The sequence below is a fragment of the cyanobacterium endosymbiont of Rhopalodia gibberula genome (assembly GCF_003574135.1).
Taxonomy (GTDB): Bacteria; Cyanobacteriota; Cyanobacteriia; order Cyanobacteriales; family Microcystaceae; genus Rippkaea.
The window spans coordinates 389237-407358 of record NZ_AP018341.1 but is presented as its reverse complement, the minus strand read 5'-3'; the positions used below and the strand labels follow the sequence as shown (position 1 = coordinate 407358).

At 30.7% G+C, this 18122-nt stretch carries 12 protein-coding genes; 7 read left to right on the top strand and 5 right to left on the bottom strand.

Annotated features, from left to right (window positions below):
* Positions 1-1114: 1114 nt before the first annotated feature.
* The 3 genes from smc to speD form a co-directional block, all read right to left on the bottom strand.
* On the bottom strand, positions 1115-4795 hold the full coding sequence (gene smc / locus RGRSB_RS01310; RefSeq protein WP_119259497.1) for a chromosome segregation protein SMC: 3681 nt from the start codon (positions 4793-4795) through the stop codon (positions 1115-1117).
* 3281 nt (positions 4796-8076) lie between these two features.
* Complete coding sequence (locus RGRSB_RS01305; protein WP_119259496.1) at positions 8077-8493, bottom strand: hypothetical protein; 417 nt, start codon at positions 8491-8493, stop codon at positions 8077-8079.
* A gap of 952 nt (positions 8494-9445) precedes the next feature.
* On the bottom strand, positions 9446-9841 hold the full coding sequence (speD, locus tag RGRSB_RS01300) for an adenosylmethionine decarboxylase (protein ID WP_119259495.1): 396 nt from the start codon (positions 9839-9841) through the stop codon (positions 9446-9448).
* A gap of 1060 nt (positions 9842-10901) precedes the next feature.
* On the opposite strand from speD, the gene RGRSB_RS01295 reads away from it, so the two are divergent.
* Positions 10902-11150 carry a hypothetical protein gene (locus tag RGRSB_RS01295; protein ID WP_119259494.1) on the top strand — a complete coding sequence of 83 codons (249 nt, stop codon included), beginning with the start codon at positions 10902-10904 and terminating at the stop codon, positions 11148-11150.
* Positions 11151-11235: 85 nt separating this feature from the next.
* Here RGRSB_RS01295 and RGRSB_RS01290 read toward each other — a convergent pair whose 3' ends face one another.
* The gene (locus RGRSB_RS01290; RefSeq protein WP_119259493.1) at positions 11236-11874 is read right to left on the bottom strand and encodes a DUF4335 domain-containing protein; all 639 of its coding nucleotides are present in this window, start codon (positions 11872-11874) and stop codon (positions 11236-11238) included.
* Positions 11871-12500 carry a DUF3038 domain-containing protein gene (locus tag RGRSB_RS01285; protein ID WP_119259492.1) on the bottom strand — a complete coding sequence of 210 codons (630 nt, stop codon included), beginning with the start codon at positions 12498-12500 and terminating at the stop codon, positions 11871-11873. The genes RGRSB_RS01290 and RGRSB_RS01285 overlap by 4 nt, the downstream gene beginning before the upstream one ends.
* 566 nt (positions 12501-13066) lie before the next feature.
* Here RGRSB_RS01285 and RGRSB_RS01280 point away from each other — a divergent pair.
* The 6 genes from RGRSB_RS01280 to ndhN all read left to right on the top strand — a co-directional run bounded on the left by RGRSB_RS01280 (position 13067) and on the right by ndhN (position 18055).
* Entirely contained in the window at positions 13067-13585 is a 519-nt protein-coding gene (locus RGRSB_RS01280; protein ID WP_119259491.1) for an adenine phosphoribosyltransferase, read from the top strand.
* Between the two features lie 153 nt (positions 13586-13738).
* The gene (locus RGRSB_RS01275) at positions 13739-14788 is read left to right on the top strand and encodes an ABC transporter permease (protein WP_119259490.1); all 1050 of its coding nucleotides are present in this window, start codon (positions 13739-13741) and stop codon (positions 14786-14788) included.
* 373 nt (positions 14789-15161) lie between these two features.
* The gene (locus tag RGRSB_RS09930; RefSeq protein WP_172582006.1) at positions 15162-15326 is read left to right on the top strand and encodes a hypothetical protein; all 165 of its coding nucleotides are present in this window, start codon (positions 15162-15164) and stop codon (positions 15324-15326) included.
* A gap of 936 nt (positions 15327-16262) precedes the next feature.
* Positions 16263-16838: a glyoxalase-like domain protein gene (locus RGRSB_RS01270; RefSeq protein WP_119259489.1), complete on the top strand. Its 576-nt coding sequence runs from the start codon at positions 16263-16265 to the stop codon at positions 16836-16838.
* Between the two features lie 338 nt (positions 16839-17176).
* Positions 17177-17368: a hypothetical protein gene (locus tag RGRSB_RS10380; protein ID WP_232014544.1), complete on the top strand. Its 192-nt coding sequence runs from the start codon at positions 17177-17179 to the stop codon at positions 17366-17368.
* A gap of 210 nt (positions 17369-17578) precedes the next feature.
* Positions 17579-18055, top strand: coding sequence for an NAD(P)H-quinone oxidoreductase subunit N (ndhN, locus tag RGRSB_RS01260; RefSeq protein ID WP_119260904.1), 477 nt, complete (start codon positions 17579-17581; stop codon positions 18053-18055).
* The last annotated feature ends 67 nt before the right edge of the window (positions 18056-18122 follow it).

The window sequence follows — 18122 nt, the reverse complement described above, 5'->3', positions numbered from 1 at the left end:
TTGTATTTAGTATAAGTAAACTACTAAAAAAATTATCAAAATAATGGATAAACTATTAGATGTTTGCCTTAGACATAAAAAACATAGAAAAAGCAGAAATAATACAATTATAGTTATTATTAAGGTTTTAAATATTTACATTAAAAGTTTAGTGAAACAGATTGATTAAATGAATAAAAAGTAAAAATAATACCCAATAATTAAAGTTTAAAATTATAGATAATAAATTCTATTAATTAAATTGTAAAATACAAAGAATACTATGTAATATTAATTTTTAAAAATAAAAAAGTGAGTTTAGAAATTATAGCAATAAGAAAATTTCCAAAAATAGTAACGTAGCTAAATACTTTTAAAAAAAAGCTTTTATGGAAAAGATTTTGATAGAAACCAAAGAGGTTAATATAAAGCTTGCTTGAAAAACCTGGCAAGAATATTGTTAATCAGTTAATGTCACAAATTGAATTAGTAGAAATAGTAGCAGATAAATTTTTTTTAGTGAAATAAATTAATCTTCAATTAAATAATTAAGTAAAACTCCTTTAACCAGAAACTAAAAAGCTTAAAGATACTAGTTAAATATAAAATTCTGTTAGAGTTCAATAAGAGCAAATATGTGTTTTAAACATATTTAATTAAAAATTAAATAACAAAAAAATAAACTAATATAGGTATATATAACTTTGCAAATTTCCTCAGAAATATTGTTAATAATAAAAACAATTGAGAACATTTACGATAAAAAATTAAGATTACGTATTAAGATTATTTTGATTAACTAATTGAGGTTAAAAAGGCATAAAAAAAATTAAAAGTTAGATTTAAGAGACTACTGCCAATTTTGATTAGGTAATGACCCAAGAAACAATAGAAAATATTAATAGTAAATTAAAGTTAATTAAAAGAAGAATTTACGGATTATTTTAGTCTTTACAGGCTATCTTCTATAGTAGAAAATAGACAAAATCGATATTTGCTATAATTTTACTTAAGCTAAAAAGTAGAGATTACTTTATTAGATAAAATTATTTTTTAATAATAAAACAAGTAAAGATAATGTACATATGTCATATAGATTAAGAGAGTGTCATTGAAGAAAGTATTAAATTATTATTTATAGTTTAATACCTAATACTTGAGTATAGGCACCCCTTGCTTGAGTTACTCCGATAGTCCTTTCCGACGCTTCAATCATAGGACGACGTAAACTAACTACAATAAACTGGGCTTGTTGTGCCTGTTTTCTGATCATTTTTGATAATCTTTCCACATTCGCTCCGTCTAAAAACATATCTACTTCATCGAAGGCGTAGAAAGGAGAAGGACGGTATCTTTGCAAAGAAAAAATAAAGCTTAAAGCTGTTAAAGATTTTTCTCCTCCCGACATGGAACTTAACCTCTGAACCGGTTTTCCCTTAGGATGGGCAACTAGGTTTAACCCGCCTTCAAAGGGTTTATCTTCATCGTCTAATTGCAAATAGCCATCTCCATCGGAAAGGGTAGCAAAAGTAGTTTTAAAGTTTTCATTAACTGCATCAAATGCTTCTTTAAAGGAACGATATCTTAAGGTCGTAAAATTTTCTATTCTTAATAATAATTCTGTTCTTTCTCCTTCTATAGTTGATAACTTTTCGGTTAATTCAGTTAATCTACTCTGAGTTTTTTCGTGCTCTTCTAAAGACAACATATTGACAGGTTCCATTTCTTCAAGACGTTTTTTTTCACTACGAATTTCCTTTTGTATTTGTTTAATATGAGGTGCCAAATCCGTACTGTCTAGGTTGATTTTATTGAGTAAATGAATCTTGGGTAAGGGATCAGGAAGTTCAGTTTTTTGAAGTTTTAACTGTTCTTTCAAACTTATTAAGGTTTCTTTTTTCTCTTGTTGAGTAATTTCTAACTTTTCTAATTGCCATATTTTTTGTTGATGATTATTTTGCAAGGAATGTAAAGTGCTTTCGTAAAGATCGCGTTCTTTTTTAGTTTTCCCTAGTTTAAGATCAAGTTGTTTTGATAAACTTTCTAATTTTTGAGTTTCATTCGAAATATTATCTATTTTTTTAGTGAGGTTTTTATGCTCATTAGTAATAGCTAGGTTTTGATTTTTATTCCATTCTATAAGCTGCTTTCCTTCATTGATTTTTTCTAAAAGTCGTTGAGCTTTACTCTGACTATCTTTAAGTTTTTCTTCTTCTTGTCTGAGTTTTTTTTCTCGTTCATGTAACTGATTTTCTTGAGTTTTAATCAACACTTGAATTTTTTGCCACTCGTTATTTATTTGGGACTTTTCTAACTCAGCTAGCTGTTTTTGTTCGGCATTTAACTTACTTTCAACAGTAGAAATTTCTGCTTCTAAAATAACTAGTTTACTATCGACAACTTCTAGTTCCTCTTTGTGGGTAACTAATTGTAAGTTTAATTGACTTTTTTGATCGGTTAACTTTTGAATTTCTTTGTTGATTTGTTTCCATTTTAATTGTTGCTCTCTTTCGTTTTGTCGAGCTTCTGTTAAAGTCCTAGATAGTTCTTTTGTTTGAGTTACTTTGTGCGTTATTCTACTTTCATTTATAGATAATAAACTATCTAAATCTTCTAATCTATTTCTAATAGATTTTATTTCTTTTGATTCTTTTCTTATTTGAGTTCCAAAACGAATATTTGATTGTTTTGGCTTACTTCCCCCTGTCATCGCTCCACTAGTTTCCATAAGCTCTCCTTCTAGAGTAACAATACGTTGTTTTCCTATATGAGCACGAGCATCCTTAAGAGTTTCAAAGACAACTGTATTGCCAAAAATATATGCAAATATTTTAGAAAATTCTAGTTTACAAATGACTAAATTAATCGCCATATCAATAAACCCTGAAGACTGACGTAACAAAGGATTATTTTGCACTCTTGAAGGACGAATTTTACTCAGAGGTAAAAAAGTTGCCCGTCCTGCTTTTGCTTGTTTCAATAAGTCAATTCCTGCTGCCGCAATGGTATCATCTTCCACCACTACATAGCCTAATCTTGCTCCAGCAGAAATTTCTAGGGCCAGTTGATAACGAGGGTCTACTTGTCCAAGTTGAGCAACCAGTCCATAAACCCCAGGAAGATCAGAGGTTAATATTAATTGAGTAGCATAGGTTCCTTGAACTTCTTGTTGTGCCTGTTGAGATGCTTCAAGACGATCAAGTTGGCGTTGTTTTTCCCGATGTTCTTTGATGAGACGATCTTGAGTTTCTTGTAAGATGTTTTGAGCAGTTTCTGTTGCTGTTAATTGTTGGGCAATAGTTTGTATTTGTTCTATTGATGTTGTGATTTGGTTAGATAAAGTTTTTAATTCTTGTTGTTGATTATGAAGTTCTTCTTCAGTTATTTCTAATCGTTTATTTTCATCTATAACTGTACTTTCTAATTGATGACGACGTTCTGTTAGTCGTGCCTGTTGATTTTTTTGAGGGTTAAGAGTGTTTTGAAAGGCAGAAATTCTGCGGCTGAGAGACACTTGTTCTTGAACCCAAGCATCAGAAGCTTCTGCGATCGCGTTAGCTTGTTCTCGTCCCATTTCTAAGGTTTGATAAATACGATTGCGTTTTTGTTCAAGAAAGGGAATAGTATTGGTTTCGAGTTCCAAACAATCTTGAGTCACTTGGATGAATGTTTGTTCAAATTGGGTAACCATAATCTGAGTTTGTTCAAGAGATTTTTGCTTTTCTTGAACCTGGGTGATTAATTCCTGTTGTCGTTGTTGAAGTTGAGTTTGTTGAGCCTTTTGAGTCGCTAATTTGGAAGCAATAGTTAATTGTTCATCTTCCCCCAACGTTTTAACCTGACAGTTCAGCTGTTCTAGTTCATTGCTAGTTTTTTCAATTTGTTGGGTGAGGTTAATTAGAGTTTCTTTAAGTTTATTAACTTCTTGTTCGCCTATGGTAATTTGAGAAGTAAGACAAATCACTTTTTGTTGTAAAGACTGCCAAAACAAAACAATTTCCCATTGTTCTTTCTCGTGAACTTTAGCTTTTAATTTCTGATATTTTTCGGCTTTAATACAATCTGCTGCTAATTTTTCTACTGATCGCCTCAATTCCGTTTCAATAATGCGACAGCGTTCTTCTCTTTTCCTAACCTCTTCAAGGGTTTCTTTTGTTTTTTCTATTTTGCGATCAAATTCGGCCACCCCTGCTAACTCATCAATGATTTGTCGTCTTTCCTTAGAATTCATGGAGATGATCCTTGTAACATCTCCTTGTAACACAACATTGTACCCTTCAGGATAGATCCGCAGACGGCTCAATTGTTCGTGGAGTTCACTAACATTACAAGGTTCTCCGTTAACATAGTAATTTGAGGAATATTTTCCACCTTTTGTTACCCGTAACCGTCGGGTTACTGTCCATTCACTACTACTGACCAGGTGTTTATTGTTAATCTTTTTGCACTCATTTGAGAGAGTATTTCTATCCCTATTTCCATTATTATCAGCTACCGTAACTTGACTAACAGAAGAGCTGTCTCGACTAAACTCGTGTAAGTCTGAGCAATCAGAGATATCAAAGGTAACAGAAACACTCGCTTCTTGAGTCCTACGATTATTAGTATGATTATGGTTGACTAAGTCAGGTAGACGTTCAGCCCGCATTCCTTTTGAAGTGGCTAGTCCTAAACAAAATAGTAATGCATCGAGGATATTTGATTTGCCTGACCCATTAGGACCAGAAACTACGGTAAACCCTGTCATAAAAGGAATAGAGGTAGTCCCACCAAAGGATTTAAAGTGAGAGAGTTCGATGTGCTTGATGTGAACCATGGGGCACAGAGCGTCAGCCTGATAGTTACAAAGATGCTAGTCCACCCTAGTTTAGCAAGTCTTAGCCCTTTTATGGGTACACAGGAATAGTAGATAGTAATAATAAAAATTTATTTTGTAGAGTTGGTTGAAGATAGAATATATCTTAATAAGAAACTAATAACTTTTATTCGAGCTTAACCTCCCATATCAGACATTATTTTTTAAAGGTTTATATAAATTTTTTTCAGAGTCACATAAAATGAAAATAAAGAGAGTTTTATTAAAAGTTTATCGTCAAAAATTTGATTTAAAATTATAAGACTTCCTGCTATCATAAAGTAAAAAAATCAGAGGTATACTTCCAAACTCTACCTAATTTTTTAAAAGAAAGAAATAAAATAAATTATTATTACTTAGCTAAATTAGTTAAAGTAACTGTAGGAAATAAAAATAGTTTAAAAAAAAATATTGGGTAATAAATTAACTAAAACCAACTAATTAAATCAAATTTAAAAATATTTTTATAATCAATAAATACTACTTTTTCTAAGTTTTTTGACGAGAATGTTATCTCTATTAATTAGAGATATTCTATGAAAACTTAGATATCTCTTATAAAGATTTATTATAAATAAATCTTTATAAACTTATTTTGAGCTTTATTTTTTAATTAAATTATTATTTTTTTTGATCCTAAAAAATATTTTTTAACAACTAATAATTTTAATGTCTTTAGTTTCTAAGCTGATTAGTAATTGACTTGTTTTATTACACGAGATATTTATAATAAAATCTCTACAGTATGGGATTGTTAGTAACATATTTATAATCTTTTTAAGATCTAAAAAACATCTATATTAACCTCTTTATTTAAACTTATAACTATTTCACTATTTCTTTGTATATTTTTGTTTCTATAACCAACAAAATATTTTAAATAAACTATAGTATTGTCATTTTTTTATTTAAACTATATAAGATAAATTTCTTTAAATAAGGACAAATAACTCAATATTATTAAATAATTTATACAAATAAATATTAATTTAAATAAAAATTGATATTCAAAGTTAATATTTTTTGTTGAATAAATTTATATTTTTATGACTTATATAGATAAGGTTAGGATTCTTATACCTAGTTTTAACTAAAAAAATCATAGTTAAGCTAGCTATAAATTTCTATTTTTTGAGAGTAACTGCAAGAAAACTAGTTTATTAGATATATATTAAATAATAAATATAAAAATATTATGTTAATTTAATTGTTTGCTATACTTAGTTTTTAGCTATAATTATAAATATGGCTAGAGGCTGATGTAATAATGGATAATTTACCAGTTTATAAAGTAACAAAAGTTAGAAAACTGATGGAATCTATAAAAAGCATAAGTCGTATTTTTATTCCCTTATTTTTCTAGTTTTAATCTTATTTAAGACTGTTAGTCAAAAATCAAAAAATATTTACTATCTCTATCTCAAAAATTCCTATATTCTATATGGTCTCAATAAAATGATTGATGTAGTAACAGATAGAGATAGAATCGGCTAGTTTGCTTACTACTGTTAATCTAAGCTACCTAATTGAAAATCCCTATAAGGGTCTTATTCATTACACAGAGTTAAATATTTAATGCCATAGATATATGGAAAATGAAAATACCAAGTTATTGAATTAAAAAATAAAACATATTGTTTATAATCAAGCTTTGTCTTTATATTCTTAATTTCTATCTAAAAGACTTAGTAAAATATTTTTTTGATAAAGCTATTGGCTTCTAACTTTCTATATATAATAATACTTACACATAATTTTTTTCTTTTTTAAGAAAAGTGATTAGTTAAAATTATAACTTTTTTATTCTTTAAATTTTTGCTATGAATTAATATGTTTCTAGCTCTTTAAATAAACTGTCAGTCTTTGAAGAAGTTGTTCTATTTTTTTAGTAGTATTTTCTCAGTTATGGTTTTAAAAAATTTCAAAAATTTTATAGCATTAAGTGTGCCAAAACTAAAAATAATATACTTGTAGGAACACTTAACAATAACTCAAAATAATAGCCTATATTTTATATAGGCTATTATTTTGACACTCATTTATTTTATTGACAAAATTTTTGAATTTGATTATAGTTTGAGATTTTCACTAGACTTATTATGTTCGTATAAAGAATATAAACATATTTGACTTGAATAATATATTTTCTTTTTAAGAAAAATCAATTTTAACGTTAAACTCAGTATTTTTACTTAAATTATCAATAATTTATATTTTAATTTCAGAATAATTTATAATCACTAATTATCAAACTCTGAATCAAATAAAAGTAGACTTACTAGTAACTTATTTTTTTTGAAGTTTAACACATGATATATAATCGATGTAAAAATACATTTACACAATAGTTAAATAGTCTTAACAATAAATATATATATTAAAAATTCAAAGACAAAAATTATTCAAGAGACATTAAATAATAATATTAAGAATATAGCTAATGGTAATCGAATAAATAGACAAGAAATATAAATAACGTTTAAATATTTAAGTTAATACTTATAAATAGAAGAATTTTAGCTATTGAAATATAGAAATACTGTCATCTAATCTTAGTATTTTTAAATAAAAAAATGAAGTATAAATTATAAAAAAAATAAAGTTAAAAGAAATAGCAATACGGGTTTAAACTTGTAGAAAAGAAGTTGTAACCAAAATTTAAAAGGTGAGTATAGATATAAGAATATTCCCTTAAAAGGATTATTAATTAAACAGTGTTACAATCTAAAATTTATTTGTTAAAATTTTAGATTAGAAAACAAATTAATACTAAATTAGATAATTTTTAAGATCTCATTTTACTGGAAGATAAAAGCTTAAAATACTAGTTTACTAGTTTAAAAAATTTTAAATAAAAGAGTATGTATTTTACCTAAATAATGAAGAAAATAAAAGTTAATAATTAAAAGTTAAATTTAACAGAATCTATCAAATTTCACTAGTTATCTTAAGATATTTTCAATTTAGATATAAATTTAGAAAAGTTTTTAAGAAAAACTAAAATTAGGTATCATAATCATTGAGATTAACTGATTTATATCAAAAACTATAGGATAATTAGGTTAGATATTGTATTAGAGAAATTATGGTATATTTTTACTAGTGAATAACTTAAGATATCGCAAAACATATTAACAATAAATTGAAGTTAATTGCCAAAAAATATAGCTTATAAATTTATAAATTTAGTTAGTTTTTTAGTCCAACGTTTACTTAATATTTTGTTGATTAATATTTCAATATTATGTTAATTCTTTTCTAAGATTTTCTAAAAAAAGTAGCCATCTTGCTGCCAAGTCAATTTGGGTAAAAGGGATTTTTATAGAGGCTTTATTACCTGCAAAACTAAATTCTATTGTTGGATTTCCTTTTGTGGGCAAAGAACTAATGTCTACTGGGCAATTATTGACTAATAGACGAATGCCGGTGACATCTTCTAGAGAAAATGAAGGTAAATTTTGTGGAAGCGGGTGCGTTGGTTTTCCCCAGGTTATTTGTTTTTGTTTAACCCCAATGATTGCTAAAATATCATATTTTGCTTGATCAAAATTTTCTGCCCATTGACGATATGCTTCAAGTTTTTGGTATTCATTTTTACCACTCCAAGCTAACCAGAAGAAAATAATTAGTAAAGGTAGCCACAAAAGACCGTGTTCCATATTAGTTATCTTTATTTTGGATTAGATCCATTCTATCTAATCGAAGAACAAAAATAACTGCTGTTGCGGCTCTAATCAAACTAAATGCTAAGTTAACTACTTGTTTTTACACTTATTGATAAGTTTCTATACACATAAAAAATCATCTAAACCACTGAAATAATAAAAAAAAAAGACTATATTTATCTTTTTCTACTAACCTATAATTAGAAATTTAATCTAATAAAAGAGAAATGATATCTCTATCTTTTTTTTAAAAAAATAAAAAAAAGGTTATAATACACTGTATGGTTACAGATTTAAAGGTTTTAAATCTATATATTACGCGAGAATTTATGCTAAAAATAATGCTTTTTATGGATGCCAATATTTATAAAAATTTTGGTAAATATTTAGGATAGTTTATCTAAACAAGTTTCTTTAACTTCATTTTTAGTAAGTTTTATGCAACTTTTATCGTAAACTATTTTAATGGCTTTGGTCCCCGAACGTTTTTCAAGAGTAGGACAATAGCCATCTGTAGTGGTAACTCTAAAAATATTATGTTTATCAAGGTCAACAGCTTATTAGACCACATTTTTTCGTAACCTTAAAAAGCCAGTAATTAGCGACAACTAAAACAACTTTTAAATCTTTTTTTTCAAAAAGTAATTTGTCTTTTAGAAATAAATACTTTTTGGAAAAATACTTTATAACTAACATAATAAAATTAATAAATTAGTCAATAATCTAACCTAAAATAAAAAACAGAAATCTTATCTACAAAAGTCTCTAGATAAAATTAATAATTAAGTATAAGGATTAAAAATCTATTTATAAACAGAACATTTAATCTTTGAGTAGGGTGAGTTAGGCGATAACTAAGTTACATAGCATAGTTATTGGCAGGAGAATTTGCCGTATATCACGAGTCAGAATACTTTTATCCTTTTTAAGGTTTATCTAGTAACCTCTAAGCAACACTTTGACAGATAGTAGTAAGAGAGGGATCGTGATCAAGTAGGTTAGGAAACCCTCGTTCGATGATTTTCACTTGAACTTGTTGAGCTTGCAAAGCAGTTTTTAAAATAGCTAACGCCTGTTCCGGATCACCTTGTCCACAGAAAAACAAATCGGCTGCAAAATAACCGTATTCAGGCCAAGTATGAATAGCAATATGGGACTCAGCTAAAGTTGCTGTAGCAGTAACACCGTGAGGACTAAAATGATGAACACATAAATCAATCAGGGTTGCCTCCCCTGCAGTAATTCCTTCTAAGAGTGCATGGCGAATTCGTTCGGGATCGTTGAGGAGATCTGATGGTGCTTGCCAAGCGTCGACAATCAAATGAGTTCCCAATTTTGTCATTCTTGAATTTATCCCTAATGATTTACCCTTTCAAGATATCTAGATATAGCACAATTTAGCTGATAATCTCAACCATTAATGGAAATATTTTCACAAGTTTACTGACAATTAAGATTAATATCTAATCTAATGGAAGTTAAAAATAGTCTAGTATAAAACAGATATTTTAAGATGGTTTTAATATAGAACTTGAAAAAATCAAAACTATGACAGAGAGAAATTTAGTAAATCGAAGACTATCTAGACAAATAAATGAAGCTATCAGGACAACTATTTATTCCTACAAAAAAATTACTAAATGGTAGTCTGAGCAATCCAGAGAATTTAACAACCAAATTTTTAATGAAGATATTTTACTAGAGGATGATGGTTATTTATCTAGCTTATTCTATATTTAGTTTTCTTTTACATTACTAATCATCAAGTAGGAGTTGAGTTAATATTTGTTGATTTCTACTTTTCTGAAAAGAATTTTAGGCTATCGGGAGAATGTGAGTTCGACGAAAATTCAAGGAAAGAAAAAGTAACAACAGCTCTATACCAGAAGTAGTATTTATCAATTTTGGTCTGGTGCTATGGCTCTACAATCTCGTCTTGATCCTACGGAAATATTTTATGATCCAGAGCACTTTCATCAAAAGTTTGAACAGTATTGTTATTCTATTCCTTGAGTGTTGAAGAAAAATGCTGTTGTCAAACGAGAACAGGCGAAATTGTCATCATTGTAATTGCTTGTTCTTGCTCAGAACATTTAATCTTTAAAGAATTTTATATATTACAGGGTTTTCCCCATTGCAAAGAAGTATGTCCTATATCTAGTGAAATAAAATCGCTTTATGGAACTTATGCCTAGGGCAATGATTTTACTGTACTATTCTACTCTGATATGATCCTGCAATCGGTCTCATAGCAAAGAAAGCACACTAAGTTTGTGAAGATTTAGTTGAATTGGACTAAAATAGTATCGTATAGCGTCAGAAATTTAAGAGCATTGCGTAAGGACTCTTTAATAAAGTTTTATCAGCAAGAAATTTAAGTAATTTCTCCCCATCGACAGCAGATGAAGCAAAAGTTAGTGAAACTGATTGATGGAATTTCATTTCATCAGCGTTCTTTGATTGAAGATAACCAATTTAGAAGTACATCTCGGATAGAACATTTGAAAAATTTAAGTGTTTTGAGCTGTTTTGTTAACCTTCCTACTTTACTAATTTCTCAGATCTATTTACTGAAAAAACTGTACCTTGATTTAGCGTTAAAAGGTGAGTTGTCCTTGCCTCCTATTGTTAGCGGTTATTGTTTTAAATAATCGTCAACTTTGTTGTATTCTAACTTAGACGTTGAAAATAACAACCATCTTTTTAAATCTCGTCAAATTTAGCATTGAAATAAGGTCAAAAGTTATTCTTAGGGATAGTTTTAGTGGATGTTTCAGGTGGTTTTGGTTCTGGTTCACGGATTTCGGGAATGGGAAAGAAAAATAAAATTAAAGACATCAAGGCAACACTCCCTATTCCCAATGTAGCCGGAACTGCCCGTTGTCGTAAGGGTTCATCAGGGGGACGATATCGTCGAGATATTGGGTGTAACTGCAAACTAAAATCAGGGAGTGTTCGACTATCAGCGAAAAACTGATCAAGACTTTCAACCAAATCAAATAACTGAACAGTGTTTAATTCTAACTCTACACAAAATTGATTCATCTGTGTACTAGGTTGCCATTTTAAGCGATGAAGATCGGTGTCTTCAATTTTTTCAAGGCTAATAAAATCTTCGTTCCCTTGGGTATCTTGAGGGTGAGGAATACCACTAAGATATTCTTGGGCATAAGCACTGACTGCGTTGGCTAAATTTTCCAGAAACGTCCTTCCCCCCTGGAGTGTTTGGGACGTCCCCACAAAACGACATTCAACATTGACTAAGATTGATAAAAGAGGGCGATTATCTTGGGAATCATTTCCAGTAAAATTATCACTCAACCCTTCTAATATTAAGGTACAATTCGGTAAGCTATATTGTCGTTTGATATTCATGCGACCTCTCCATCGAATAAACTAATCCAAAATCTTTGTATTCCGGTGGTTCCAGTACAAAACAAAAGTTGTTTTAATAAAAACAAAGCTAATTTATTTAATTCATCATTGGAAGTTAGATAGACTGAAACTTTAGCACGACGAGGATTCATCCGACTCTGAAAATGAGCACGAAATTGGTCTAAATATTCCGCTAACAGAAAATGACAATTGACTGGTAGTCCTTTTTGTCTCATCTGTTGTTCAGCTAATAAAAGTTGTCGAATCTGAACGGTTAAAGGTTTTGCTTGATGACTTGCAATAATTACTAATGCTTTAGCTTGAATAAGAGTTAGGGTTTCACGGGTATAGGAACGCCGCAAAGGATTAGTACATCGTAAACGCCATAAAACAATCCTATTTCTAATGATCTCCTGAAATTGTAGTTGTTGAATTGTTTTGAGCATCCGTTCTGATGCTCCCCTTTCCAAGGCTTCGATCGCCAATAATAATAAATCAATCCGTTGTTGAAGTCGCACAGCACATCGTTGGCCAGAGATAGGAAAATCCGGCAGGACATCTAAAATCACAGGTTTAAACTTAGTAGAAGAACTCGAATCGGACATTATACTAACAGTGGAATTCATCTTACAGAATAGCTTAGTGTTTTGATCATTGGTTTATTGTCTGCTTTAACTATATCTGGCAAAAGAGACAATTAGCTGACTATTAACCTAATTGTTAGAACTGCACCGATTACCAATTTCAAAGGAAAGAAGAATGATACTCGATTCCAATAAAGGTCATACATTATAGGTTAAACAACTTATATTAAGACAAAAAAATAAAGCCATCTTTTAAGAATTAGGTGAGTTATATTTGAGAGTATTTGGATTTTTTATTTATTGAGACGGTAGATTTTTGAGACGCAAAAACACTGGATTATGTGGAACATCACTAATTACTTAGACAAATTATGAAAAACAACGAAAAAGCTCGTCAGATAGTTAACTAGAAATAACTGTTGCTTAGTGAGGCAAGATTAATTTTTATCAAATGGATATTGTTTAACTTAGTTATTCAGCACTAAAAATCCTCTATACATTGCTAAAATTAATTAATGATAAAATCGTAAATTTTAAGTAGAAACTTATGTTGACAGTCTGTATAAAGTAATTTTTGACTTATTGCAAACAAATTTAGAACATAACTTATGGATCTTAAAGCGTTGATTAGGGATATTCCCGACTTTCCTAAACCCGGGATTATGTTTCGAGATATTACCACTCTGCTAAGTAACCGAGAAGGATTACGCTATACCATAGATACCTTATGCCAAAAATGTCAATATCAGAGTTTGTTGCCTGATCATGTGGTGGGAATGGAATCTCGCGGCTTTCTATTTGGAGTTCCTTTGGCTTACCAACTTGAGGCGGGCTTTGTCCCTGTCCGTAAACCGGGTAAACTTCCAGCGGCAGTTCATCAAGTTGAGTACGATTTGGAGTATGGAACCGATAAACTTGAAATTCATCAAGATGCCTTAGCTGATCATCATAGGGTGCTTATTGTTGACGATTTAATTGCTACGGGAGGAACCGCTAAAGCAACAGTAGATTTGTTAGATAAAATTGGTTGTGAGGTGTTGGGATTTGCCTTTATCATCGAGTTAAAAGCCTTAGAAGGTCGTCAAAAACTTCCTGATGTGCCAATTATTACCTTAGTGGATTATTAGGACAATAACCTTTAGCTATATCTCCTATTTAATTTAGATTAATCTTATATCTTCTCCACAGAAGTCCTTTTAAAATTTAGTTATTTACTACTAGTCTAATATGTTTATAATTAACAGAAATTCGAAATTCACAGTGTATAAATTTACTGACCTATGAATTCTTTCTCATTCTTTCAGTCTGATCGACTTTTAATAAAACTAAAAAAATATTTAACCAGTGAGACTAATCTTTATGTTATAAAACGAATTTTACAAGGACTTTTTACTTTACTGCTAGCTTCTTTTCTTAGTTTTCTTATTATTCAAATCGCCCCTGGAAATTATCTTGATACCCTCAAACAAAATCCTAATATTTCTGCCGAAACCCTGGCTAGTTTAACCGAACGTTTTGGCTTAGATAGACCTTGGTATGAGCAGTATAGTAAATGGTTATTTCAAGTTATTACTCATTTTGATTTTGGAGAAAGTTTTGTCTTTAATCGTGCAGTTATTTCCTTGTTAAATGAACGAATTGTAGCAACATTATTATTGAGTATAGCTTCGATTATTTTAACTTGGCTAATCGCCTTACCTCTTGGTATATTGAGTGCAGTCAAAAAGAACAGTTTGATTGATAAAATTCTGCGAGTGATTAGTTATTTAGGACAGGGATTTCCCAGTTTTATTACGGCATTATTATTATTAATTTTGGCTCAGAATGTTTCTCCTATTTTACCTGTGGGGGATATGATAAGTTTAAATCATCGAGAATTATCTCCCATTGGGAAGATATTTGATATTGGATGGCATATGATCTTACCAACTATCGCCTTAAGTATTACGAGTTTTGCCGGGTTAATGCGCTTGACGCGTGGGCAAATGTTGGATGTAATGCGACAAGATTATATTCAAACTGCACGAGCAAAAGGATTATCTGAAGATAAAGTTATTTATGTTCATGGATTGCGCAATGCCATTAACCCCTTAATTACTTTACTGGGATTCGAGTTTGCTAGTTTGTTAGGGGGATCATTTATTGCAGAATTTTTCTTTAATTGGCCAGGATTAGGTACTTTAATTTTAGGGGCAGTTCAAGCACAAGATCTTTACCTAGTTATGGGAAGTCTAACCATGGGAGCAACTATGTTGATTGTGGGGAATTTATTAGCAGATTTATTACTAAAAGCAGTTGATCCTCGTATCAAATTAGAAAACTTAAAATAAGGAAAATTCTTTTTTTCTTCGTAAACAAAAAAATTTTAAACCCAAGGAAGTCATCATCAATTATAAAAACTTATATTTCTTTAAAGATCGCCCAAGTCAGTAGTCCCATTCTGCAATGAACTGCCCAAACCACTATGAATTTTACCGACCCCAGTCTACAAGACTTAATTGAGTAGTTAATGACAACTTATGATGAAATCCAATGAAATAAAAATTATTGCACCTCAAGTATCTCAGTCTCTGTATCTGTTTATAATTGCCTCCTATTCTAATCCTCGCTATCCTGACGCCTCTATGAGGAACTCTATAGTAAAGATTGGAAAAGGTACCCCAGTTTTTAGGGGATACGGTAGGTTTCCTTTATTAAGTAATAATGATCAAATATTGTGATTGCTATCGACAGTTACAGCACCAGGAGTTGATCGATTTTGTAACTATAATCTTTCAACATAAGCTCGATTATCCTAAGGGTTTGGTTTTCCTCAAACTGCTCGAAAATTCTCAAGACTGGCAAAATATCACCGATCAATTAATTTAAGAACATTAGGAAAGGCTCTCGTTGATCTAGAATCAGAATCAGATTTAGAATGGCTAACTCCCAGTGCATAGACTCGCTTATTCACTAAATAGACAGACTCTAACTGTAATTATTTCAGTTTCGATGTCACAAATTAATTCTTGACCAGGTATAGATATTTATCTTAATGGAACGTTCATTAGTGAGTTTAAATTTTTCTTTGGGAACGACTTTATCTTGGATCGCCTGGAAAAATACTGGTGGCTTTTTGCTTTGTTCTCAGGTAATGGAATAAAAAAAACCATTGTAGTACAATAGCAATCACCATTTTGGGAAGTCAGGTAACAAAAATTCACTGAACTGAGATTTGTCTTTGATACAACGTTTTCTTGAACGAGGATGTTTGAAGAAATCTAAAAAGACATATTTCTATATTTGAAAATGATAAATTGCTAACTATTGGAAGTTTTTCTAAAGCAAATAATCTTATTGGGGGGTAATTTGAAACGAGAGACGATCTTCTGAACTCAAACTACCGATTTTACAAAGAATATGGAGTTATTAACCCGCGGAAAAACTATTCTACGCAATCAGCAAAGAAGAGGAGCTTAAACCAACTGAACTCCCTATAACAACAAAAATAGTAACAAATAACCAACAACTTAGTATAATTTATCTCGTCTAATCAAAATACAAGTTGATAAAATTTATCCTACTTTTCTTGATGTCATACCTTTTAAATTTGTTCTTGCCTACTTTCTAAGATTTTTTAAATCTCATGAGGAAGATAAGAAATATATCTGCTAGCTATTACTCACACACAAAGCTTAACTCAATAAATGAAGACTATTGTTATAGTTGAATAGATAACATTAAGTTGTCATTCTTGACATTTAGCTCTTTTTTCAGTTGCTTAATCAAGACAAAAATCTGATATATTTATATCAATTATATTCTATGGATTTTGAGACCAATTTTTTTCTACACCACTATTATTTAGGGATGTTTTTGCCCATTGATAGTCTTTTTTCAACCCAAGGCATTATGGTAATGCTACTAGCATCCTATGGTTTAGCAATGTGGATGTTTCTCACCAGCGCACCCAAAGTTTACACTATTATGGTTTGTGATTTGGAAATAGCCCGACAATTTTATCAGGGCTTGCTAGAATTACCCGTCGCGGAAGTTCCCTTGCATTACTATTACAATTACGAACGGACTTTAGGGACAGAGGCACTTGATTCTTTGTATATCACTACCCCTAGTCCAACAACAGCAGCAGCTTTCAGAAATTCTGATGGACTTTGGTATCAATTAAAAAGAAATGCTCAGTTGCATATTATTGCTGGGGCTAGTTATGGACACAAAAACCGTCAACGCCATGTTTGTTTTGACCATGAATGTTTAGAAGACATTTTAATGCGAGTCCAATCAAGACGCTTAAAATACAAAATTCGTCGTAATCAACCTCTCAATTTTTTGGTTAAAGATATTGAAGAAAGAGTAATTGAAATGACTGAGGTCAATAATTAGTTGTTAATGTTCTTAACAACTACATGAAGACAAACGTATTGACTAAAAAAAGCTTTTTTGATTGTTAAGTACCCAGTTTTAATTTCTTACTAAGAAGAATTTTTTATTAGACAATCCATCAACAGTTATTTTTTATGTAAGCCTCTTCCATCTTTTCCAAATTCTTGATTTTGGTTATGGAATAGGTCTAGTTTTGGGTCATCTTACAGAATAATTTTCTGATCTAAAGCGATTCAGCTTGGACTTATCTCTCATGTTCTCTTGTCAGAATAAGTCCGCCAAAATAATCGATATTATCCTCGTTTAATCTACTGTTAGGGAATACGGAATTTCTTCAGTTGGCTGACGATCAGTTTGGTGTGGTATTTAATACCATTAGCTTTCTTTGCTATTTCAACTCTCAAGCAGTATCTGCTGAAGTGAGCCGAGTGTTACTCCTCCAAGAACCATTTTACATAGTCGATTCTAACGTAGGTCCTGTGCGTTTTATTTCTTTGTTCCTAGGGAAAATTAACTTCTATAGTCATTAGCAACGAGAGTAATTGGGACAACAAGCGTGGTAAAATTGCCTAAAACATTAGAATCTATTGGGACGAGTGGCTATGAGTATATTCAGTCAAACTCCTTTAACTTTAAAGTTAAGGTTTAAATCTTCCTCTTAACGGGAAGGATTCCCTTATAATCAATAAAGGAATTTTTTTAGGACTGCAATGGCACTGCTAACCATCGGAAAAGGATTGCTGCGCGCTTTAGAGACTGGAAAAGGATTAGTTCATGCTTTGGAAAGATCAGGCGCATTAGCAGTATATGCCCCCCTAGAAGGGGGCTTTGAAGGGCGTTATCAACGACGTTTACGAGCCAATGGCTATAATAGCTTTTCTTTAACGGCTAAGGGACTTGGTGATGTTAGTGCCTATTTGATGGGCATTCATGGAGTTCGTCCTCCCCATTTGGGTAAAAAGAATATTGGACAAGATGCGGCTGTTGGCCCTATATATTTTGTTCCTCCCATTGCTGCGTATCAACTAGAAAACTTACCAGCTAAGTCTAAGGGATTAATATTATGGATTTTAGAGGGATATATTCTATCCAAAACTGAATTGGAATATCTCGCTAATTTACCCTCTATTGAACCTCGGATTAAGGTCATTGTGGAAATGGGGGGAGAACGCTATTTTCGTTGGAAGACCTTATCAGATGCAATTAAAGCGACTTAGTCAAGTACTTGTTCTTCAAGGTCTGGAAAGTTCTCACCAAGACCTTGACAAGTATTTAAGATTCATG

Bases quoted from the DNA above. Each gene is read 5' to 3' on its own strand.
- RGRSB_RS01290 (WP_119259493.1), bottom strand. From the start codon at position 11,874: ATGAATATCAAACGACAATATAGCTTACCGAATTGTACCTTAATATTA.
- RGRSB_RS01285 (WP_119259492.1), bottom strand. From the start codon at position 12,500: ATGAATTCCACTGTTAGTATAATGTCCGATTCGAGTTCTTCTACTAAG.
- RGRSB_RS01305 (WP_119259496.1), bottom strand. From the start codon at position 8,493: ATGGAACACGGTCTTTTGTGGCTACCTTTACTAATTATTTTCTTCTGG.
- RGRSB_RS01295 (WP_119259494.1), top strand. From the start codon at position 10,902: ATGAAGCAAAAGTTAGTGAAACTGATTGATGGAATTTCATTTCATCAG.
- smc (WP_119259497.1), bottom strand. From the start codon at position 4,795: ATGGTTCACATCAAGCACATCGAACTCTCTCACTTTAAATCCTTTGGT.
- RGRSB_RS01280 (WP_119259491.1), top strand. From the start codon at position 13,067: ATGGATCTTAAAGCGTTGATTAGGGATATTCCCGACTTTCCTAAACCC.
- RGRSB_RS01270 (WP_119259489.1), top strand. From the start codon at position 16,263: ATGGATTTTGAGACCAATTTTTTTCTACACCACTATTATTTAGGGATG.
- RGRSB_RS01275 (WP_119259490.1), top strand. From the start codon at position 13,739: ATGAATTCTTTCTCATTCTTTCAGTCTGATCGACTTTTAATAAAACTA.
- RGRSB_RS09930 (WP_172582006.1), top strand. From the start codon at position 15,162: ATGATCAAATATTGTGATTGCTATCGACAGTTACAGCACCAGGAGTTG.
- speD (WP_119259495.1), bottom strand. From the start codon at position 9,841: ATGACAAAATTGGGAACTCATTTGATTGTCGACGCTTGGCAAGCACCA.